Origin of the sequence: Catellatospora methionotrophica (genome assembly GCF_011297335.1) — a bacterium.
Taxonomy (GTDB): domain Bacteria; phylum Actinomycetota; class Actinomycetes; order Mycobacteriales; family Micromonosporaceae; genus Catellatospora; species Catellatospora methionotrophica.
Genome location: NZ_JAAOTJ010000003.1, coordinates 335,852 through 356,429 on the forward strand (window position 1 = coordinate 335,852; position 20,578 = coordinate 356,429).

General features: G+C 71.4%; 18 protein-coding genes. 5 read left to right on the forward strand and 13 right to left on the reverse strand.

The window, feature by feature from the left end; translation table 11 throughout:
- The first annotated feature begins 38 nt into the window (after positions 1-38).
- Complete coding sequence (locus HAV40_RS12125) at positions 39-1,127, forward strand: winged helix DNA-binding domain-containing protein (RefSeq protein ID WP_166381043.1); 1,089 nt, start codon at positions 39-41, stop codon at positions 1,125-1,127.
- An 8-nt stretch (positions 1,128-1,135) separates the two neighbouring features.
- Here HAV40_RS12125 and HAV40_RS12130 read toward each other — a convergent pair whose 3' ends face one another.
- The gene (locus HAV40_RS12130) at positions 1,136-2,650 is read right to left on the reverse strand and encodes a multicopper oxidase family protein (protein ID WP_239086966.1); all 1,515 of its coding nucleotides are present in this window, start codon (positions 2,648-2,650) and stop codon (positions 1,136-1,138) included.
- A gap of 181 nt (positions 2,651-2,831) precedes the next feature.
- On the opposite strand from HAV40_RS12130, the gene HAV40_RS12135 reads away from it, so the two are divergent.
- Entirely contained in the window at positions 2,832-4,040 is a 1,209-nt protein-coding gene (locus HAV40_RS12135) for an MFS transporter (protein WP_166381044.1), read from the forward strand.
- An 86-nt stretch (positions 4,041-4,126) separates the two neighbouring features.
- Complete coding sequence (locus HAV40_RS12140) at positions 4,127-6,544, forward strand: Tex family protein (RefSeq protein ID WP_166381045.1); 2,418 nt, start codon at positions 4,127-4,129, stop codon at positions 6,542-6,544.
- Positions 6,545-6,674: 130 nt separating this feature from the next.
- On the opposite strand, the gene HAV40_RS12145 is transcribed toward HAV40_RS12140, so the two are convergent.
- Positions 6,675-6,971 carry a hypothetical protein gene (locus tag HAV40_RS12145; protein WP_166381046.1) on the reverse strand — a complete coding sequence of 99 codons (297 nt, stop codon included), beginning with the start codon at positions 6,969-6,971 and terminating at the stop codon, positions 6,675-6,677.
- Positions 6,972-7,168: 197 nt separating this feature from the next.
- Here HAV40_RS12145 and HAV40_RS12150 point away from each other — a divergent pair, with 197 nt between their 5' ends.
- Complete coding sequence (locus HAV40_RS12150) at positions 7,169-7,987, forward strand: AraC family transcriptional regulator (RefSeq protein WP_166381047.1); 819 nt, start codon at positions 7,169-7,171, stop codon at positions 7,985-7,987.
- Entirely contained in the window at positions 7,984-8,367 is a 384-nt protein-coding gene (locus HAV40_RS12155; RefSeq protein WP_166381048.1) for a VOC family protein, read from the forward strand. The genes HAV40_RS12150 and HAV40_RS12155 overlap by 4 nt, the downstream gene beginning before the upstream one ends.
- A 64-nt stretch (positions 8,368-8,431) precedes the next feature.
- Here the strand turns inward: HAV40_RS12155 and HAV40_RS12160 are convergent, their stop codons facing one another.
- The 11 genes from HAV40_RS12160 to HAV40_RS12210 form a co-directional block, all read right to left on the reverse strand.
- A complete protein-coding gene (locus HAV40_RS12160) occupies positions 8,432-9,712 on the reverse strand; it encodes an MFS transporter (RefSeq protein WP_166381049.1) in 1,281 nt (426 codons plus the stop codon).
- The gene (locus tag HAV40_RS12165; protein WP_166381050.1) at positions 9,709-10,311 is read right to left on the reverse strand and encodes a winged helix-turn-helix domain-containing protein; all 603 of its coding nucleotides are present in this window, start codon (positions 10,309-10,311) and stop codon (positions 9,709-9,711) included. The genes HAV40_RS12160 and HAV40_RS12165 overlap by 4 nt, the downstream gene beginning before the upstream one ends.
- A gap of 577 nt (positions 10,312-10,888) precedes the next feature.
- Positions 10,889-11,800, reverse strand: coding sequence for an N-acetylglucosamine kinase (locus HAV40_RS12170; RefSeq protein WP_166381051.1), 912 nt, complete (start codon positions 11,798-11,800; stop codon positions 10,889-10,891).
- 42 nt (positions 11,801-11,842) lie between these two features.
- On the reverse strand, positions 11,843-13,066 hold the full coding sequence (locus HAV40_RS12175; protein ID WP_239086967.1) for a family 16 glycosylhydrolase: 1,224 nt from the start codon (positions 13,064-13,066) through the stop codon (positions 11,843-11,845).
- Positions 13,067-13,258: 192 nt separating this feature from the next.
- On the reverse strand, positions 13,259-14,068 hold the full coding sequence (locus HAV40_RS12180) for a carbohydrate ABC transporter permease (RefSeq protein WP_166381052.1): 810 nt from the start codon (positions 14,066-14,068) through the stop codon (positions 13,259-13,261).
- Positions 14,065-14,940, reverse strand: coding sequence for a carbohydrate ABC transporter permease (locus HAV40_RS12185; RefSeq protein WP_166381053.1), 876 nt, complete (start codon positions 14,938-14,940; stop codon positions 14,065-14,067). The genes HAV40_RS12180 and HAV40_RS12185 overlap by 4 nt, the downstream gene beginning before the upstream one ends.
- A gap of 6 nt (positions 14,941-14,946) precedes the next feature.
- Positions 14,947-16,341: an N-acetylglucosamine/diacetylchitobiose ABC transporter substrate-binding protein gene (gene ngcE / locus HAV40_RS12190; protein WP_240935353.1), complete on the reverse strand. Its 1,395-nt coding sequence runs from the start codon at positions 16,339-16,341 to the stop codon at positions 14,947-14,949.
- 35 nt (positions 16,342-16,376) lie between these two features.
- Complete coding sequence (locus tag HAV40_RS12195) at positions 16,377-17,111, reverse strand: sugar isomerase domain-containing protein (protein WP_166381054.1); 735 nt, start codon at positions 17,109-17,111, stop codon at positions 16,377-16,379.
- 224 nt (positions 17,112-17,335) lie between these two features.
- Positions 17,336-18,295 carry a MurR/RpiR family transcriptional regulator gene (locus HAV40_RS12200; RefSeq protein WP_166381055.1) on the reverse strand — a complete coding sequence of 320 codons (960 nt, stop codon included), beginning with the start codon at positions 18,293-18,295 and terminating at the stop codon, positions 17,336-17,338.
- A gap of 226 nt (positions 18,296-18,521) precedes the next feature.
- The gene (locus HAV40_RS12205) at positions 18,522-19,922 is read right to left on the reverse strand and encodes a hypothetical protein (protein WP_166381056.1); all 1,401 of its coding nucleotides are present in this window, start codon (positions 19,920-19,922) and stop codon (positions 18,522-18,524) included.
- A gap of 142 nt (positions 19,923-20,064) precedes the next feature.
- Complete coding sequence (locus tag HAV40_RS12210) at positions 20,065-20,268, reverse strand: hypothetical protein (protein ID WP_166381057.1); 204 nt, start codon at positions 20,266-20,268, stop codon at positions 20,065-20,067.
- Positions 20,269-20,578 lie beyond the last annotated feature (310 nt).

Consider the following 20,578-nt stretch of genomic DNA (forward strand, 5'->3'; position numbering starts at 1 on the left):
GGCCGGACAGGCGGGCGCACCACGTAGCTTAAATGCCTATGGCCCCCGTGCTCAGTCGTCAAACGCTCAACCGCGCCCTGCTGTCGCGCCAACTGCTGCTCTCCCGCGCGGACATCTCCGTACACGACGCGGTCGCGCACCTGTACGGGTTGCAGGCCCAGGCCCCGAACCCGCCGTACGTGGCGCTGTGGAACCGCCTCGACGGCTTCGCGCCCGGCGAGCTGTCGGAGCTGATCGTCGACCGGCGGGCGGTCCGCATCGCGCTGATGCGCGGGACGATCCACCTGGTGACCGCCGACGACTACCGGCGGCTGCGGCCGCTGCTCGGGCCGGTGTTCGAGCGCGGGTTCGCCACCACATACGGCAGGCGGCTGCCCGGCCTGGACTTCGACGCGGTCGCCGCGCACGGCCGCACCCTGGTCGAGGAGCAGCCGCGCACCTTCGCGGAGCTGGGAGTGGTGCTGGCCGAGCGGTTCCCGGGCCACGACCCCGAAGCGCTCGCACAGGTGGTGCGCGCCCGCGTGCCGCTGGTCCAGGTGCCGCCGCGCGGGCTGTGGGGGTCGAGCGGCCAGGCCGCGCACACCTCCGCCGAGTCGTGGCTGGGCGAGGGCTCCGTCGTCGCGGCGCTCGACGACATGGTGCTGCGCTACCTGGCCGTATACGGCCCGGCGAGCGTGAAGGACGTGCAGGCCTGGTCGGGGCTGACCCGGTTGAAGGAGGTCGTCGAGCGCCTGCGGCCGGGGCTGGCGGTGTTCCGCGACGAGCACGGCGTCGAGCTGTTCGACCTGCCCGACGCACCCCGCCCGGAGCCCGGCGTGCCCGCGCCGGTGCGGCTGCTGGGCGAGTTCGACAACATCCTGCTGTCGTACGCCGACCGCACCCGGATCATCTCCGAGGAGCACCGCAGACGGGTGTTCACCGTCAACGGCATCATCCGCTCGACCGTCCTGATCGGCGGGTTCGTCGCCGGGATGTGGCGCGTCGAGCGGACCCGCGGCCAGGCCGTCCTGGCCGTCGAGCCGTTCACCGCGTTCAGCGCCGCCGACCGCGACGCCGTCACGCGGGAAGGGGCGCGGCTGCTGGCGTTCACCGATCCGGACGCCGCCCACGACGTCCGGATCGGCTGACCCGCCGGTCAGTGCCCGGCGTGGGCCAGGTGCGACGCGTGGTCGATGACGCCCGGCTGGCCACCGGGCGGCACCACCACGAACTGGCCCATCATGCCCGCGTCCTCGTGGTAGAGCACGTGGCAGTGGAACATGTACGGGGTGTCCGCGTCCGCGTAGTCGCTGAACCGCATGATCAGTTCGAAGGTGACGTTCGGCGGCAGGTACACGGTGTCCTTCCAGCCCGACAGCTGCGGCGGCGGCGCGGCCCCGCCCTGGGTGAGCACCTGGAACTGCACGTCGTGGATGTGGAAGTTGTGCGGGGTGCCGTCGTTGTTGACGACCTTCCAGATCTCCACGCTGCCGCGCTCGGGTGCGGCGTCGACGCGGGTCATGTCCATCTGCTTGCCGTTGATCGCGTGCCCGCTGAGCGTGAACGGCCGCTGCCGCACCGCGTCGGCGCGGTTCAGTTTCGGGACCGCGACCAGCCGCTGCGGCACCGCCGGGCGCGGGGCCAGCGTGCCCGCCGCCCGCAGCTGCAGGATGTCTAGGGTGTCCGCGCCGCCGGTGAACCGGTCCCCGAGCAGCCCCGTCTCCAGCGCCTGCGGGTAACTGCGCAGCACGGTCCGCTCCCCCGCCTTGACCGTCACCACGATCTCGGCCCGCTCACCGGGCGACAGCATGATCCGATCCAGGTCGTACGCCGCCTCCAGCAGCCCGCCGTCCGTGCCGACCAGCGCGAACCGGCGACCGTCCGGAAAGCCGAACTCGTAGGAGCGGGCGTTCGACCCGTTGAGCAGCCGCAGCCGCACCCGCTCGGTGGTGACGTCGAGGTACGGCCCGACGGTGCCGTTGACCGCGACCGTGTCGCCGAGCACCCCGACCCCGCCCAGGAACGACGAGCTGTCGTCGAGTTCGCCGTCGCCGTCGAACTTCTTGTCCTGCACGATCAGCGGGATGTCGTCGACGCCGTACTCGTGCGGCAGCGCGTCCACCGACGTCGCCGGGTCGTCGACCAGGAACATCCCGGCCAGCCCCCGGTACACGTGCCCGGCGGTCTCGCCGTGCAGATGCGGGTGGTACCACAGCGTCGCGGCGGGCTGGTCGACCTTCCACGTCGGCGACCAGGCCCTGCCCGGCTGCACGAGCTGGTGCGGGCCGCCGTCGGCCTCGGCCGGCAGGTGCATGCCGTGCCAGTGCACCGTCGTCGTCTGGTCCAGGGCGTTGGTCACGTTGACCACGACCTGCTCGCCGCGCGCCGCCCGCAGCGTCGGACCGAGGAAGCCCCCGTTGAACCCCCAGGTCGGCGTCGCGCCCCGGCCGAAGTCGTGCTCCCCCGCCTGCGCCTTGAGGTCGAACACGCGGCGGCCGTCCACCATCCGCGACGGCGCGAGCGGCGGCACCGCCAGCGGCCGGGTGAAGTCGACCTGGTCCGCCGTCGAGATCACCTGCGCGTTCCAGATCCACACACCGGCTCCGGCGCACACCGTGCACAGCAGCAGCACCACCACGCCGACGATCGCCAGCACCCTCCTGAGGCGCACCCTGACCAGCTCCCTTCCCCGAGTCCCTGTGAGCGCAGAACAGGGTGCCGGGACGAGGGTGGCCGCGTCGAGGGATCGAGGCCGATACCGGGGACGAGCCAGGGTCCGTACCCGCCCTTGTGTCTGAGTTCACGGGGTAAACCCGGACGGGTAATCCCGTGAGAGCGTTTACCGTCGAACGGTGACCGCGAAGCCCGAGCCCGACACCGCCGCCCGAACTCCGTGGCCGCTGGCGGGGCTGCTGCTGGTGGCCGCGGGCACCTTCCTGTCGGTGACGACCGAGATGCTGCCGATGGGGCTGCTCAGCTCCATCGCCCGGGACCTCGACGTGAGCGAGCCCACGGTGGGGCTGCTCGTCACCGGGTACGCGCTGATGGTGGCGCTGTTCGCCGCGCCGATGGGCAGGCTGACCGCGCGGTTCCGGCGGCGCGGGCTGCTCGTCGGGACCCTGATCGCGTACGCGGCCAGCAACGTGATCATGGCACTGAGCACCGCATACCCGCTCGCCACCGCCGCCCGGCTGCTCGGCGGCCTGAGCCATGGGGCGTTCTGGGCCATCTGCGCCGGTTACGTCGCCCGCATGGTCACCGCGGACCGGGTCGGCCGGGCGGTCACCCTGGTCTTCGCCGGCGGCACCGTGGCGATCATGCTGGGCGTGCCCGCAGGAACCGCGCTCGGCCTGGCGATCGGCTGGCGGGCCGCGTTCGCCGTGCTCGCCGGGGTCGCGCTGCTGCTGGCCCTGGTCGGCTGGCGGCTGCTGCCCGACTTCCCCGGCGAGGAACCGGGCACCGGGCTCAGCCTGCTGCGGGTGCTGCGCACCCCGTCGGTCGCGATCGTCGTGGTCACCACCGCCGTCACCATGCTCGGCTACTTCGCCTTCTACACCTACATCTCCCCGTTCCTGCAGTCCGCGGGCCTGAGCGAGCAGGCGCTGAGCCTGGCGCTGCTCGGCTACGGCGCGGCGGGCGCGGTCGGCCTGCTGGCCGCCGGGCTGCTGGTCGACAAGCGGCCCCGGTTCGCGATGCTCGCGGGCACGACCCTGCTGACCGTGGCGCTGATCGTGCTCGCGTTCGCGGGACACTCGCCCGCCCTGGCCGTGGCCGCGGCGGCACTCGCGGGCCTGGCGCTCAACGCCCTGGCCACGCTGGTGCAGGCGGCGATCCTGCGGGCCGCCCCGGCGGGGGCCGCCGACACGGCCGCGGCGCTGAACGCGTCGGCGTTCAACGTCGGCATCGGCGGCGGCGCGCTGGTCGGCGGGATCGTGCTCGCCGGTTGGGGGCCGTCCGCGCTGCCGATCGTCGCCGCGCTGCTGACCTGCGCCGGAGTCTGCGGCGTGACGTACGGGCGGCGCGAGGGTTTCCCCGCCACCGTGCCGTCGTCGATCGGCTGACCACCCCCGCGTGAGCTGACACCGCACCGCTCCGAACCCCGCCCCCTGCGTGCCAGGACGGCGGGGTGCGGGCAGAATGTCTCACCGTGACGACGTCCATTGCGCAGCGCATTGCCGAAGAACTCGGCGTACGGCAGAACCAGGTGAACGCGGCGGTCGAGCTGCTCGACGGCGGATCGACCGTCCCGTTCATCGCCCGGTACCGCAAGGAGGTCACCGGCGAGCTGGACGACGCCCAGCTGCGTACGCTCGAGGAGCGGTTGCGCTACCTGCGGGAGTTGGAGGAACGCCGGTCGACGATCCTGGAGTCGATCCGCTCGCAGGGCAAACTCGACGACGCCCTCGAAGCGATGATCAACGGAGCCGACTCCAAGGCCCGGCTCGAGGACATCTACCTGCCGTACAAGCCCAAGCGGCGCACCAAGGCGATGATCGCCCGCGAGGCCGGCCTGGAGCCCCTCGCCGACCTGCTGATCGGCGACCCCTCGCACGACCCGCACACCGCCGCCGCGGACTACGTCGACGCCGACAAGGGCGTCGCCGACACCGCCGCCGCCCTCGAAGGCGCGCGCTCGATCCTGGTCGAGCGCTTCGGTGAGAACGCCGACCTGATCGGCGGGCTGCGCGAGCAGATGTGGACCCGCGGGCGCATCGTGTCGAAGATGCGCGACGGCAAGGCCGAGGAGGGCGCGAAGTTCTCCGACTACTTCGACTTCTCCGAGCCGTACGCCAAGCTGCCGAGCCACCGCATCCTGGCCATGTTCCGCGGCGAGAAGGAGGAGATGCTCGACCTGGTCATGGAGCCCGACGAGCCCGCCGCCGAAGGCGCGCCCGCCGGACCGACCATCTTCGAGCAGCGCATCGCCGCCGCGTTCGGCATCAGCGACCGCGGCCGCCCCGCCGACAAGTGGCTCAACGACACCGTGCGCTGGGCCTGGCGTACCCGCATCCTGGTGCACCTGGGCCTGGACCTGCGCACCCGGCTGTGGGCCGCCGCCGAGGAGGAGGCCGTCAGGGTCTTCGCGATGAACCTGCGCGACCTGCTGCTGGCCGCCCCGGCCGGCACCCGCGCCACGATGGGCCTGGACCCCGGCTACCGCACCGGTGTGAAGGTCGCCGTCATCGACGCCACCGGCAAGGTCGTCGCCCACGACACCATCTACCCGCACGTGCCGCACAACCGCTGGGACGCCTCGCTGGCGACCCTCGCCAAGCTCGCCGCGGCGCACAACGTCGAGCTGATCGCGATCGGCAACGGCACCGCGTCGCGGGAGACCGACAAGCTCGCCATCGACCTGATCAAGCTCGCCCCGCACCTGAACCTGACGAAGATCGTCGTGTCCGAGGCGGGCGCATCGGTGTACTCCGCCTCGGCGTACGCCTCGCAGGAGCTGCCCAGCCTCGACGTGTCCATCCGCGGCGCGGTCTCCATCGCGCGCCGCCTGCAGGACCCGCTCGCCGAGCTGGTGAAGATCGACCCGAAGTCCATCGGCGTCGGGCAGTACCAGCACGACCTGTCCGAGGTGAAACTGTCCCGCTCGCTCGACGCCGTCGTCGAGGACTGCGTGAACGGCGTCGGCGTCGACGTGAACACCGCCTCCGCGCCGCTGCTGTCCCGCGTCTCCGGCATCAGCACCGGTCTGGCCGAGAACATCGTGCTGCACCGCGACGCCAACGGCCCGTTCCGCTCGCGTACCGCCCTCAAGGAGGTCGCGCGCCTGGGCCCGAAGGCGTTCGAGCAGTGCGCGGGCTTCCTGCGCATCCCCAACGGCGACAACCCGCTCGACGCGTCCAGCGTCCACCCCGAGGCATACCCGGTGGTGCAGCGCATCCTGAAGAACAACAGCATCGAGATGGCCAAGCTCATCGGCAACGGCTCGCTGCTGCGCACCCTCAAGCCGACCGAGTACGCCGACGACACCTTCGGCCTGCCGACCGTCACCGACATCATCAAGGAGCTGGAGAAGCCCGGCCGCGACCCGCGTCCCGCCTTCAAGACCGCGTCCTTCAAGGACGGCGTCGAGAAGATCGGCGACCTGCAGCCCGGCATGCTGCTGGAGGGCGTGGTCACCAACGTGGCCGCGTTCGGCGCGTTCATCGACATCGGCGTACACCAGGACGGCCTGGTCCACGTGTCGGCGATGTCGCGCACCTTCATCAGCGACCCGCGCGAGGTGGTCAAGTCCGGTGACGTCGTCAAGGTCAAGGTGCTCGACGTCGACATCCCGCGCAAGCGCATCTCACTGACCCTGCGCCTGGAGGACGAGGCCGCTCCGGCGGGCGGCTCCCGTCAGGGCGGGGGCGGCGGGGATCGCGGCCAGCGCGGTGGCGGCGGTGGCCAGCGCGGCGGTTCCGGCGGCGGACAGCGCGGTGGCCAGGGAGGACAGGGCGGTGGCCAGGGCGGGCAGCGCGGCGGGCAGCCGCGTCAGCAGCGCAGCGAGCCGGTCGGCAACAGCGCGATGGCCGACGCCCTGCGCCGCGCGGGGCTCGACAAGCTCCGCTGACCGCACCCGGAGCGCGGAACACGCCGCGGCCTCCCCGTTTTTCATAGACGCTGGCCTATCTGGTCGAGTTTGATCTCGAAATTTTCAACCAGATAGGCCAGCGTCTATTGCAGGACGGGTGCCGCAGCCGTCACCCCGCGCGGCGCTCGCGCAGGCGGCGACGGCTGAGCGCCACGAGCGCGACGCCGCCGGTGATCGGCACGAGGCTGCCGACGGCGACCAGGATGTTGTTGCTCCTGTCGTCCTCGATGCCGCCGACCTGCACCTGCCGCATCCTCAGCTCGGCCTCCCCCTCCGCCTCGGACAGCAACCGCTCCACCCGAGCCTGCTCGGCTACGAGCTGCGTGTACCCGTAAACGGCCAGCGTCCCGATCAGCAGCCCGAACCCGGCCAGCGCCACTCCCAGCGCATACCAGAACCTCCACATGACGCCTCCCCTCGTGCCGAGGGTGGCCGACCCCGTTGCCACTCCGCTCCGCGTCCACAGGAACCCGCAGGCCACAGCCCACAGACTCGCCCCCGGTACGGCCCGGTGCGGGGGACCACCGCGCCCGGCGGCTAACCTGCTGCCGTGCATGGCCGTATCTGGTTCCCCGGCAACCCCTGCCAGCGGGCGGGCCGGCCGTGACGATCGCCGAGCACGTCGACGGCCTGCCCGCCCCGCACCTGCGGCCCTACGTCCGGCAGTACCTCGGTTACCACTACCGGGGATTCGCCCCGGGCGTGCACATCGGCCTGCCCTCGCCCGACCTGACCGTGGTGCTCAGCTTCGAGGAGCCGACCCTGGTCGCGCTGGCCCCCGACCGTACGCCCGACGGCTTCACCGCTCTCGCGAGCGGCCTGACCATGGCCCCGGCGTACATCCACCACGACGGCACGCAGTTCGGGGTGCAGCTGGCGCTCACCCCCGCCGGGGCGCGCGCCCTGTTCGGCATACCCGCCGCCGCGCTTGCCGCAGCGGTCGCACCGCTGGACCTCGAACCACTCACCGACCGGCTCCGGACGGCGTCGTGGCCGCAGCGGTTCGCCCTGCTGGACGCGGCGCTCACCCACCGGCTCGACCCCGTGCGGGCCGCACCTGAGCTGTCCTACGCCTGGCGGGCCATCCTGCGCTCGGGCGGCACACTGCGGGTCGGCGAGCTCGCCGCGCAGACCGGCTGGAGCCGCCGTCACCTGTGCAACCGGTTCACCGCCGAATTCGGCGTCAGCCCCAAGGACGCGCTGCGACTGGTCCGCTTCGGACGCTCCACCCGGCTGGTACGCGAACCGCACCGGCGGGCGCTCGCCGAGATCGCCGCCGTCTGCGGCTACTACGACCAGGCCCACCTGGCCCGCGAGTGGCGCGAGTTCGCCGGCGTCGCCCCGTCGCACTGGGCGCAGGTGGAGGAACTTCCCATTAATCCAAGCCACGATCACGCCGTCACCGCCACGCTGGAGGCATGAGCGACAACGCCATGGTCTGGCCCTGCCTGACCTACACCGACGCGCCCTCCGCCATCGCGTTCCTGCAGGAGGCCTTCGGGTTCACGGCCACCGCCGTACACGGCACCGGCGAGGTGGTCACGCACGCCGAACTGCGCTGGCCGCCCGGCGGGGGCGTCATGCTCGGCAGCCCCCGCCCGGACAACGTGCACGACATCCCCGCCGACCAGGGCCTGGTCTACCTCGTCACCGACCAGCCCGACGCCCTGTACGCGCGGGCCGTGGCCGCCGGGGCGACCGTGCTGCGCGAACTGCGCGACGAGGACTACGGCTCCCGCGGCTTCAGCGTCCGCGACCCGCACGGCGTCATCTGGAGCTTCGGCACGTACTCGGGTGAGTGACCCTGAACAGCGAGCCGGGAGCCCTACCCACGGGGGGCAGGGCTCCCGGCTCGCGTAAGCCGCGTCAGCCGATCGGCGCCAGCTCGGCGGCAGGCTGCTCGGGCACCGACCGACGCCGGGACTGCCGCCACGCGGGCAGGTAGAGCGGGGCGGCCAGGGCGAGCACCACGGCACCGACGTACATCGCCGTGCTGATGCTGGTCGCGGCGGCCAGCGCGGTGAGCGCGATACCGCCGAGCGCCCCGGCGGGCTGACCCATCATCGAGTTCAGCGAGATCACGCTGGTCCGGTACGGCCCGTCGACCTGGCGGTGCAGCAGCCCGGTGTGCAGCGGATTCGACGCCCCGTGCACCGCGTAGCAGGCCAGGAACGCGATCAGCACCCCGACCGGCCCGGCGAACAGTCCCATGCCGACCACCGTCAGCCCTTGCAGGATGCGCAGCAACGCGGCACCCGGCGCGGCACCGGGCCAGCGCAGCAGCAGCGGCGTCAGGGCGGCCCCGGCGGCCGACACGAGCCAGGCCACCGAGCTGGCCGGGCCGAGGATCGCGGCGGCCCGGTCGGCGTCGCCGACGACCTCGGCGAGCCGGACCGGCAGCAGCGACTCGAAGGTGACCATGCCGAAGCCCCAGAACAGCTCGACGGCCACCAGCGCCAGCAGCACCCGCGAGCGGCGCAGCAGCCCGAACGCCTGCCCGACCATCCGGGGCGCCTCGCGCATCGAGGACCACAGCGCGGCCGCCCCGCGTGCCGGGCGCACCTCGACCATCAGCGCCAGCAGTGCGACCAAGGCGACCACCTGCATGACCGTCGCGGCGAGCACCGGAACGGTCAGCGCGCTGAACGGGCCGAGCGGGCCGAGCGCGATCAGGCCGCCGGACAGCAGCGCCCCGGCGGAGATCGATACACCGATGACGGTGCCGGCGTGGCCGAGGCCGGGTTCGTAGCTGGCGTCCGGGTCGACGGCCAGCGTCGCGTCGACGTACCAGGACTCCAGCGGGCCGCTGTCGAGTGCCCGGTGGATGCCCTGCAGCGCCCAGACGGCGACGAACAGTGCGACCGAGTCGGCCACCACGAACAGTCCCAGCGACAGCAGGTTCACCACCCACGCGGTGGCCAGCACCGGCTTTCGCCCGAGCGCGTCAGCGAGCCCCCCGGTGGGCAGTTCCAGGGCGAGCACGAGCAGGCCCTGGGCGGTGGCGACCAGCCCGATCTGCGGCAGCGTCAGGCCGCGCTCCTGCATGAGCAGGATCAGCACCGGGATGATGAGCCCGGTGGGCAGCCAGCGCAGCCCGTGCAGCAGCAGGAACCGGTGGCGTACCTGCTTGACGGTCAGCGTGCTCATCGCAGCTCCTCCGCCCGCGGGAAGGTCGCCAGGAACACGTGCACCTGCGCGGCGCCCGCCTCCTCGGCCAGCGCGGGGTCCGTGCGGTACTTGAGGATCAGCGCCCAGATCTCCTCGTTGAGCGCCCGCAGCCGGTCCGGCGCGACGGTGACCATGGCGTCGCTGATCGTCGCGGCCTCGCGCCACTCCACCGGGGCCGTCTGCTGCATCGCCAGCCATCCTTCGGCCTGCTCGCTCAGCAGCTGCAGCTGCTGGCTCTCGATCCAGGCGGCGGCGGCGCGGGCGTCGGGGTCGTCGTCGAAGTCGGTCGGCCGCCAGGTGCTGGCGTCGTGGGCGGCCCGCCAGAAGCGCTGGCGGCTGGTGCCCAGGCCGGTCTCCTCCGCCACGAGGTCGACGTCGGCGAGTTGGCGCAGGTGGTAGCTGGTCGCACCGGTGTTGGTGTCGAGCAGCCGGGCGAGGGTGGTGGCGGTGGCGGGGCCGTCGATGCGCAGCAGACCCAGCAGCCGGGCCCGCAGGGGGTGGGCCAGGGTGCGGATCTGCGCCGCATTCAGACGTACGACGCTGTGCGGGGTCGCAGCGGTGGTCGACTCTTCGTCCATACCAAGCACAATAACTGTGCACACTAATTCTGCACAATATCTGTGCACAGAAATTGTGCAACTACCTCGCCCGACCTCGCGGCTCCACCTCCGACGGCACTATCTGCGCCGGGGCCGCTCGTTTCGGGACGCTCAAGCGTCCCGAAACGAGCACACCGATACGCACCCACCCTCCCCCGCGCTACCCCGCCCCAGGCCTGGTCCCGCCCAGCGCCGCGCCCGCGATGATCGCTGCTTACGGTCAAAACCTGTGGTCAGACCTCACTTTTCGCCCACAGACAGCGATCATCACCGCCGCCGACAGCCACGCAAGTTGGGAAGGGCACCTTCCTCTACACATAGCGATGGGAAGGTGCCCTTCCTTCGCCCGGACGCGGCGCGGCCCGGCGCGGCCCGGACGCGGCGCGGCCCGGATCGGCGCGGCGCGGATCGGCGTGGGCACGGATCGGCGCGGTCGGCGCGGTCGGGTTCGGCGCGGGCGGTCCGATGCGGCGCGGGACGTGGGCGGCGCGGATCGGCGGGCGGCGAGGAGGTGCGGCTCCGTGCGTGGGGCGGGCGCGGGTGGGGCGGCGAGGGGTCAGGGGCGGGCGGCGAGGCGGGCGGCGCCGAGTTCGCCGGGGCCTGCGGTGACCACGGGGGTGGCGGGGGTGCGGGTGGTGAGTAGGCGGGTCACGGCTTCGCGGATCGGGGCGGAGGTGGTCAGGACGCTTCCGGCCAGCACGATCGGGCCGTCGGTGTGCACCTCGGCGAGGCAGTTCGCGAGGTGAGTGGCGGCCTGGTCGACGATGGCGAGGGCCTGCGGGTCGCCCGACTCGGCGGCTGCGGAGACCAGGGGCGCGAGGCGGGACAGGTGGCGCGGGGGCTGGGCGTGCAGCGCGCCGATCAGGTCGTCGGCGGCCTGGCGGGAGGCGGCGTCGGGGACGCGGCCGAGCACGGTCGTGGCGACGCTGCGGGCCAGATGACCTTCCGGAACGCGGGTGTACAGCTCACGAGCCGTCAACGCGGCCGCCTCCCGGCCGAGCCAGAAGCCGGAGCCGAGGTCCCCGAGCAGCCAGCCGATCCCGTCGGCGGTGGCGGTCATCAGCCCGTCCTCGATCCGGGCGGCGATCGCCCCGGTGCCGGAGATGAGCACGGTGCCGCACGGTTCGGGCGTGCCGGCCGCGTACGCGACCTCGACGTCGCCGACCGGCCGCACCGGCACGGTCAGCCCGAGCGCGGCGAACGCCTCCGAGAACGCGCCGGCCACCACGGGGTCGGCGAACCGGCCGGTCCCGGCGATGCCCATCACGGCGGAGCGCACCTGGCGCGGGTCCAGACCGGACAGTGCCGCCCGTACGGCGTCCGCGACCGAGGTCACGGCGTCGGCGAGCGGCACGGACACCGGGTTGCCGGCGCCCGCGCGGCCGGAGCCGACGCGGACGCCGTCGTAGGTGGTGATCAGCGCCCGCGACGAGGTGCCGCCGACGTCGAGGCCGAGGACGAGTGTCACGGGCGCTGATCCTTTCACTTCAGAGACGAACTGGGAACTGCGTCAGCAGCGGCCCAGGTCCTCCCACTGCTGGGTCCAGCCGGGCTCGCTGCCCTGGGTCCACCAGCGGGCCTTCCACAGGTGTACGCCGTCGCCGGACTTCGGTCCGCCGGGGTTGCCGTTGGCGCTGCGCTCCCATTTGACCTGGTTGCCGGTGTTGTAGACGCTGCCGACGTTCCACAGCGGTGCGCTGACGCAACCGGTGCCGGGCGACGGCTGGGTCGACGGGGACGGCGACGTGCTCGGCCGCGGGGACGGCGAGGACGTCGGCGGGGTGCTCGGGCCGGTGCTCGGCGACGCGGTCGGGCAGGTGCCGCCCGCGCCGATGCTGTCGGTGTGGCTGACGCCCTGGGCCCGGTACGACGCGACGCGGGCGTTGGCCTGCGCCGGGGTGAGCACCTCGTTCTGCGTGTACAGCAGGTAGTCGACCTGCTGGCGGTACGTCGCCAGGCCGCCGGTGTGCGCGGCCGAGTCGATGAACCACAGGTTGAAGTTGATCGACATGTTGGTCTCGGGGTAGTAGATGCCGCTGTGGTCGGCTACCAGCGTCCCGTCGATGTAGTACTTCACGTGCCCGGCCGAGACCGTGAACACCATGTCGTGCCAGCCGGCGAAGGACGTGCGCTGCTCACCGTGGGTGTTGACGGCCTCCCACGGGTCGGGGCGGTAGGTCTCCCAGGTGGTCTCGTACATGATGTTCGACGGCTCGCCCCACCCGCCGTTGGGCAGGTACTCGAAGTCGATTTCGCCGTAGTTCGGGTCCATCGGAGCCGCGAGCGGCGTGATGGTGAAGAACGTCTCCACCAGGTGGTCGCCGTCGTTGCCGGAGACCGGCGCGTCGGTGAACTTGATCCGCGAGGCGTACGTGCCCTCGAAGAACTTCTGCTGGTGCAGGAACTCCGACTGGCTGGTGCCGCCGGACGTGCCGTCGGTGGACGCCTGCAGCTGCAGGGACTTCGCGCCGTCCACGGTCGGGAACGAGACGTTGGACGCCGGCCAGGACGCCCCCGGGATGCCGGGGCCGCCGGAGTTGGTGCGCACCGACCAGCCGCGCTGGTTGATCAGCGGGTCGGCCGGGCCGGAGTAGCTGAAGTCGTCGAACAGGGCGTTGCAGACGGCCGCCGAGGCGACCGCGGTGGTTCCCGCGGTCAAGGCGACGATCGTGCCGGCGGCGAGCGCCGTCACGGTGGCGCCGACTGCCGCGATGATGGGACGTCGGAGGGTCACTGTTCTCTCCTTTCGGGGTGGCGGACTACGGTGGTGGGCAGCCCCGGCGCGCCGCGTGAGAGGCGGCGCGCCGGGGTCCTTCTGCCCCCGTGGGTCCGTGGGAGGTGCCTTCTTGCGGGCACGGTCGGGCACGCCGAAGAGCGCGCTCTCCCCGAGTTCGGCGTAGACGCTCGTCCGTGCGGTCTGTGGGTGTTACTTGAGGGCGCCGGAGGTCAGCCCGGCGCGGATCTGCCGTTGGAAGAAGACGTACGCGAGCAGGACCGGCAGGATCGCGATGACCAGCCCGGCGAACAGGCCGCTCCAGTCGCTGCGCGCGCCCTGGCTCACCGCGAGCGCGGCCAGGCCCTGCGAGATCACGTAGTGGTCCGGGTCGGGGTTGAGCACCCTGGGCAGCAGGTACTGGTTCCACAGGCCCAGGAAGTTGAAGATCCCGACGCTGACCATGCCGGGCCGGGCCATCGGCAGCATGACCCGGAAGAACACCCCGGCGTGCGACGCGCCGTCGATGAACGCGGCCTCGGCGACCGCGCCGGGCAGCGAGCGGAAGAAGCCGTGCAGGAAGAAGACCGTGAACGGCAGGGCGTACGCGGCGTACACGAGGATCAGCCCGTGGTAGGTGCCGAGCATGCCCAGGTTGTCGACGACGAAGAACAGCGGGACCAGTGCGAGGAACACCGGGAACAGCATCCCCGCGATCAGCGTGTAGTACAGGAACCGGTTGCCCGGGAACTCGTAGCGGGCCAGGCAGTACGCGGTGAGCGCGCCGAGCAGCATGGTCAGCGCCAGCGAGCCGCCGACCACGATCACCGTGTTGAACAGGTACTGCCCGATCGAGGCCTGTTCCCAGGCCCGCGACCAGTTGTCGAACTGCGGCGACGCGGGCGGCGTCCACGGGCTGTCGAAGATCTCGGCGTCGGTCTTGAACGACGACATCAGCGCCCACAGCAGCGGCAGCGTCACCAGTACGGCCCACAGGGTCAGGAAGGCGTGCTTGATCCTCATGCCATCTCCACCCTTTCCCGCTTGGTGACCCGCAGCAGCAGCACCGCGATGGACAGGGTGAGGAAGAAGATCGCCACCCCCATCGCCGAGGCGTAACCGAACTTGCCGAAGGTGAAGGCGGTCCGGTACAGCCCCAGGCCCATGACCTCGGTGCTGTTGTCGGGGCCGCCCGGCCCGACCGTCATGATCTGCACCAGGGCGAAGCCGTCCAGCGCCGCGATGCCCAGGTAGATCCAGCCGACCTGCACGCTCTCCCAGATCAGCGGGATCGTGATGCGCCGGAACACGGTCACCGGACCGGCCCCGTCGATCGCGGCGGCCTCCATGATGTCGCCGGGCACCGACTCCATCGCGGCCGAGAACAGCACCACGTAGAAGCCCACCGACGACCAGATCATCACGGCCATCACGCACCACAGCGCCAGGTTCGGCTCGGCGAGCCAGGACTGCCGCCAGGAGTCCAGGCCCAGCGCCGACAGCGCGCCGTTGAGCAGCCCGCTGTTGGGGGTGTACACGAACTGCCAGAGCACCGCGATGATCGCGACGCTGAGCAGTTGCGGGAAGAAGTACACCACCCGGTAGACCTTGGTCCCCCTGGTGCCGGCCGCGAGGGCCAGCGCCAGCACGATGACGGCCAGCGGCACGACAAGCAGCATCAGCCCGTTGTTGCGCAGTCCCGCCAGGAACAGCGGGTCATCCCACAGCTTGCTGAAGTTGTCGAACCCGGTGAACACCGGCGCGCTGTCCACGCCGTTCCAGTTCGTGAACGCCAACTGGAACGCCTGCAGGTACGGCGACAGCACGAACACGCCGTACAGCGTCAGGGGCACGATGAGCGACCCTGCCAGGAACCGGTACTTGCCGTGCCGCATGGCCACTCACCGCTGGTGCTTGACGATGGAACTGTCCTTGGCGACCGCGTCGGCGGCCTTCTGCACGCGCTCGGCCCACTGCTGCGGGTTGATCCGCTTGGTGGCCAGCTCGCCGGTCGCGTCGTCGACCGCCTTGCTCAGCGGCGCGTACCAGGTCCGGAACTTGTAGCTGAACACGTTCGGACCGGCCGCCTTGACCGCCGCGGCGACCGAGCCCAGGCCGCTGCTCAGGTTGAGCCCGTCGGTCGCGCCGTTGACCACCGGCAGCGCCTTGGCGCTCTCGGCGAAACCGCGCGCCACCTTCTGCGAGAACAGGTGCCGCAGGAACTCCAGGCCGCCGGGCGCGTTCTTGGCCTTGGCGGGCACGATGAACGACTCGCTGCTGGCCGCCATGACCGCCCCGTCGGGCAGCTTGTCCGAGCCGGTCAGCGCGGGCACGGTGCCCATCACCATGTCGAACCCGGCCGGGGTGACCGCCTGCTGCTCACCCTCCAGCCACGACCCGCACGGGATGAACGCGACCTGGCCCTTGCACCAGGCGTTCTGCGCCTCGGTGTGGGACAGGCCCTCCGAGCCGGGCATGATGTGCCCGCGCACGGCGAGCTGGTAGATCGCCTCGGCGGCGGCCAGCATCGCGGGGCTCTGCCACGCTCCGGGCTGCAGGTTGTCGATCGACTTGACCAGGTCGAAGCCACCGGCCTTGGCCGCCAGCGACACCAGCGGGTCGTTGAGGTACTCCGGGTACTTGCCCTGCCAGGTCCACGGCTGCAGACCGGCCTTCTTGATCTCGTCGTTGAGGGTGAGCATCTCGTCCCACGTCTTCGGGAACGTCCATCCGTGCTTGGCGAACAGCGACTTGGAGTACCAGACGCCCCACAGCACCGACGAGAAGTTGAGCACCAGCGGCTTGCCGTCGAACGTGCCGTCCTCGATCACACCGGGCATCAGGGTGTCGCGGAACTTCTTGCTCGGATCGTCCAGGCTGGGCGCGTCCAGCAGCGCGGTCAGGTCGGTGAGCTTGCCCGCCGAGACCAGCGTGGCCAGGTCGAGGCGGCCCGCGCCGCTGTTGTCGACGACGTCCGGCGGGCTGTCGGCCACGAAACGCGGCTGCAGCACCTCGCCGACGCCCTGGATGCCCTTGTGGTCGATGACGACCTTCGGGAACTTCTGCTTCAGGCTGGTGCCGGCGTCGATCGCGTACTGGTCGCCGTAGCCGCCCTTGAAGATCACGACTTCGAGCGCGGCGTCGGCCGATACGCCCAGGGGGTTCTCGGCACTGGTGTCGCCCTGCTTGACCTTGTCGTCGTCACCGCCGCCAGCGGTGGCACACGCCGCCAGGCCCGTGCTCGCCGCGACGGCGGCCACGCCGGCCAGCGCGCTGCGTCTTGTAAGGTTCATCATGTCGCCCTTCATGCACTTCAGGAGGGGTTGATGGGTTAGGCGATACGCCGGATGCGCCCGGCGTATCGCGCTTCCAACTGCTGGTTGTGCTCAAAGCCGCCCGCGATGTTCGCGGACAGGTAGATGGGCGGGGTCTGCCCCGCCTCCTCCAGGCGCCGGACGACCTCGGTGACCACCATCTGGGCCAGCACGGCCGCGGTCACCGACGACACCGCGCCGGACTGGTTGGCCAGGATCACGTCGCCGTACGGGGCGCCGTTGTCCAGCACCACGTCGGCGATCTCGCTCAGCCGCTTGCCGGAGGGGTGCCGCGGCTCGGACCGTGCCGTGTGGTCGAGCGAGGTCACCGCGATCAGCCCGTGCCCGCGCTCCTTGATCAGCAGCGCCAGCTCGACCACGACCCCGTTGATGCCGGAGTTCGAGGCCAGCACGAACACGTCCGCGGGCTCGATCGGGGCCAGCTCGTAGAGCCGGTGCGCGACCTCGGTGCGCCGCTCCAGCAGCTGGTCCTCCAGGACCTCGCGCGGCTCGCCGCCCCACAGCACGATGTCGCGCAGCGCGATGCGGTTGGTCGGCACCAGGCCACCGGCCCGGCCTGCGATCTCCATCGCGAGGGCCTCGGAGTGGCCGCTGCCGAAGGCCTGCACCACCCCGCCCGCGTTCAGGCTCTCGGTGATCAGGTCAGCGGCCCGCTGCACGTTGCCGGCCTGCTCGGTGCCCACCTTGCCCACCAGCTCGGTGATGGCTTCCAGGTACGTCTGCGCGTTCATCTCGCTCCTTCGTTGTGCTGTCCTGCCCGGTCGCCCCACCGGGACCGGTCCGCCACGTGGCCGCCTGACGTTCTCCCCCGACGGCCCCGGTCCCCGGCGGTCCGGTCCCGGTGCCGTCCGACCCGGGCCGTCGGCGCGGCGCGGAGTCGACCGGCTCTGCCCGGCGGTTCCGCGCGTCACCAGGCCTGCCTGGCAGGTGGCGCGGACCGCTGCCGGGGCCGTGCTCAGTCCGCGGCGCTGCGCGGCACGACCGGCCGGGCCAGGTCCGCGGCCTCGCGTGCCGCGCGGCGGCGGTGCGAGGTCGGCTCGTCGTGCAACCGGTGCGCCTGCACCGCACGCGCCGTCACCTCGAAAGCCTCCGTGGTACGCGCATAGGTGCGCTGCGCCACCGCGACGTAGATGAGGTCGGCGGCGACCAGCTGGCCGTGCAGCGCCGACAGCGCCGCGAGCCGGAACGTGGTCTCGTGCACCGCCGTGGTCAGCACCACGTCGACGGCTTCGGCCAGCGGCGACTTGTCGAACGAGGTGACCGCGACGGTCAGCGCGCCCTGGTCGGCGGCCTCGGCCAGCACCTCGATGACCTCGCGGGTGCGACCGCTGTGCGACAGCCCGATCGCGACGTCGCCCGGCCCGAGCAGGGCCGCGTTGGTCAGCGCCTTGTGCGCGTCCTCCCGGTGCCAGCAGGGCACCCGGATGCGCTCCAGCCGGAACGCCAGCTCACGGGCCGCGGTGCCGCTGCTGCCCAGACCGAACAGCTCCACCCGGTTGGCTCCGGCGATCGCCTCGGCGACCCGCGACACCTGCGTCAGGTCGAGCCGGGCAGCGGTCTCCTGGATGGCGCGGGCGTCCGCGCTGGCGATCACGCCCAGCACCCGGTCCATCGGGTCGCCGGGCTCGATCTCCCGGTCGATGTCGGTCTCCCAGCGCGCCTGCGCCTCGCGCCCGCTCTCGGTCGCGATGGCCACCCGCAGCGCCGCGTATCCCTTGAAGCCCAGCACCCGGCAGAACCGGGTGACGGTCGCCGTCGACGTGCCCGCGCGCTCGGCCAGGTCCACGATGGAGGCCTGTGCGGCGAGCGCGGGGTCTTCCAGGATCTGCTCCGCCACCCGCTGCAACGCGTCAGGCAGGTTGGGCAGCTCCATCCGCATCCGGCCGATCACACCCTGCACAACAATTCCCTTCATCGTGGTCCGTTGATGAAGAAAATTACGACCCACCCTCCAAACTGTCAATCCCTAACAACAAAAATTTTGACCCCCAACCCCGTTCCCCCACAGCAATAATTTTGCCCACCCCTCCCCATCGGACCCTCCCTCCGCTCCGCAACTCTTAAAGACTTGCGGCCTCAGGAGCTCCTGAGGCCGCAAGTCTTTAAGAGTTGTCGCAGGTGGGGTGGGGGTGGGGTGGGCGTTAGACGCGGACGAAGCCGATCATGGCGGAGCCGGCGGTGGATTGGAGGATGGCGGCGGAGAGGAGGAGGGCGGCGGGCCAGAGGCGGGGGGTGCGGGCGCAGAGCCAGGCGGCGGCGATCTGGAGGTATACGGCGAGGAAGATCCAGAGGCGGACGGTCTCGCCACGGTTGATGCCCCACAGGTCGAGCACGACGAGCACCGCGACGCCGGACAGGGTCAGGACCGCGGCGGGGTGGATCGACCTGCGGCGTACCGCGTCGAAGGTCGCCGCGGCGAGCAGTACGCACGACGCGACTCCGGCCGCCAGGGCCAGGTACCACAGGTTGCGGGTGACCCACATGCCGTACGGCCGCCAGCGGGCGTTGAAGTCGTTGGCGTCGGCCAGCACGTACGCGAAGTTGTCGAACAGGTCGTAGCCGAACAGGCCGCGCAGCAGCGCGTTGCAGACGGCGAACCCGGCGACGGTCAGCGCGACCAGGCGCAGCACGTCGGGCCAGGTCAGGGTGCGCTGCCGCAGGGCGACGCCGAGCAGGGCGGCGAACACGACGCCCAGCACCAGCGGCAGCGCCTCGAAGAAGACGGTCAGGTAGAGAGCGCAGCCGAGACCGAGGGCGTAGCCATAGCGCCCGGTCTTGAGAAAGCGCACGTGCAGCCACAGGGCGAGCAGGATCGGCACCGGGGAGACTGCATTGAGCACCGGGGCGAAGTAGAGCGTGCCCGGCAGGAGCAAACCGAGGACCAGGGCGTACAGCGCGATGCGGCGGTCGCTGGTCAGGTCGCGCACGATGAGCCAGAGCAGCACGGCGGACAGGTTGGCCAGCGCGAGTACGGCGACGCCCATCGCGGCCGGGCCGAGGCCGAGGGCGTCGAGCAGGAAGTACAGCATGGTCTTGCCGGGCATGTTGGTGCGCGCGTGCGGCGGCAACTGCTCGACCAGGCCCATGTAGTTCCCCATGAACTCGCCGATCCCCCAGCGCTGCGACGGGGAGTAGAACGAGTTGGCCCGGTCACTGGCGACGATGTCGCCCAGCGACGGCAGGGCGTAGGTCCGCAGCAGCAGTTGCAGCGGGATCACGGCGACGAACCATCCGGCGGCGACGGCCGCGTCGGCGCGCTCGGGCAGCCGCCGGGACAGCCACAGCAGGCCGAGCACGGCGGGCGTGACCACCAGCGCGGGCCACAGCACGTGCCACTCCCCCGCGAGCCGGTCGTACGGGTACGTCCACCCCGCCTCACGCGAGCCCGTCGGCAGCCGCCGCAGCACCATCGCGATCACGGCCAGCACGGTCAGTCCCGCGCCGGCCAGCACTGCCCACGCGACCAGGCGGGGCACGCCCGCCCGCGCGGCGTCGACCGGGACGGCGGCGGCAGCCCGCTTCTCGACCAGAACCCTGTCCACGTGTCGCCCCTCTTCACCCGTGCGTGATGTACGCAGGGGCTAACGAGCCAGGACGCGAACAGGGCCCCGACTGTGGTCGGGGCCCTGCGCACAGCTGATGTGATTCAGGCGGCGGACGGCGCGGCGCTGCGCACGGCCGGATTCACGCCGATACGGCCTGGGTCTCGCTCACGATCGCGAGGATGTCCTCGATCGAGACGTTTGCCCTGTTCGCGACATGTTCGATGGGAACATTGCACGCGATGGCCTCACGGATCGCCGATCGCCAGACCTTGTCGGCGTCGTCGGCCCGACCGGCAGATGCCTCGTCCACCAGGCACAGCGCCAGGTCAGAGTTGACGTACACAGTCGATCTCCCTCCACGGCGCGCCCGGGGTCTCGGGGCGCCCGTGCGGACGTCCCGGCACTGCGGGTGTCCTCACCTGAACAAGACTCCTCGAAGCGGACCTCCGAAACATCCGCCACCACGCGGAAAGCCCGAATCCGAAAAAACACGTTAACGCGCTCATAACACCCGAACGCTTGGCGAAAGTCGCTCGACTTGCCCGGCAGGTGGTCGGACCGGGGCCCATGATTCGCCCATATGCCTGGCAGATCTGACGATCTTCGCGAGTAGCGCGCGACAGGCTGAAACGGCGCGGAAGGGACGCGCGTCG

Excerpts from the sequence above, each read along its gene's own strand:
- HAV40_RS12200 (WP_166381055.1), bottom strand. The coding sequence starts at position 18,295 with ATGAAGGGAATTGTTGTGCAGGGTGTGATCGGCCGGATGCGGATGGAG.
- HAV40_RS12180 (WP_166381052.1), bottom strand. The coding sequence starts at position 14,068 with ATGAGGATCAAGCACGCCTTCCTGACCCTGTGGGCCGTACTGGTGACG.
- HAV40_RS12185 (WP_166381053.1), bottom strand. The coding sequence starts at position 14,940 with ATGCGGCACGGCAAGTACCGGTTCCTGGCAGGGTCGCTCATCGTGCCC.
- HAV40_RS12165 (WP_166381050.1), bottom strand. The coding sequence starts at position 10,311 with ATGGACGAAGAGTCGACCACCGCTGCGACCCCGCACAGCGTCGTACGT.
- HAV40_RS12125 (WP_166381043.1), top strand. The coding sequence starts at position 39 with ATGGCCCCCGTGCTCAGTCGTCAAACGCTCAACCGCGCCCTGCTGTCG.
- HAV40_RS12145 (WP_166381046.1), bottom strand. The coding sequence starts at position 6,971 with ATGTGGAGGTTCTGGTATGCGCTGGGAGTGGCGCTGGCCGGGTTCGGG.
- HAV40_RS12160 (WP_166381049.1), bottom strand. The coding sequence starts at position 9,712 with ATGAGCACGCTGACCGTCAAGCAGGTACGCCACCGGTTCCTGCTGCTG.
- ngcE (WP_240935353.1), bottom strand. The coding sequence starts at position 16,341 with ATGATGAACCTTACAAGACGCAGCGCGCTGGCCGGCGTGGCCGCCGTC.
- HAV40_RS12155 (WP_166381048.1), top strand. The coding sequence starts at position 7,984 with ATGAGCGACAACGCCATGGTCTGGCCCTGCCTGACCTACACCGACGCG.
- HAV40_RS12195 (WP_166381054.1), bottom strand. The coding sequence starts at position 17,111 with ATGAACGCGCAGACGTACCTGGAAGCCATCACCGAGCTGGTGGGCAAG.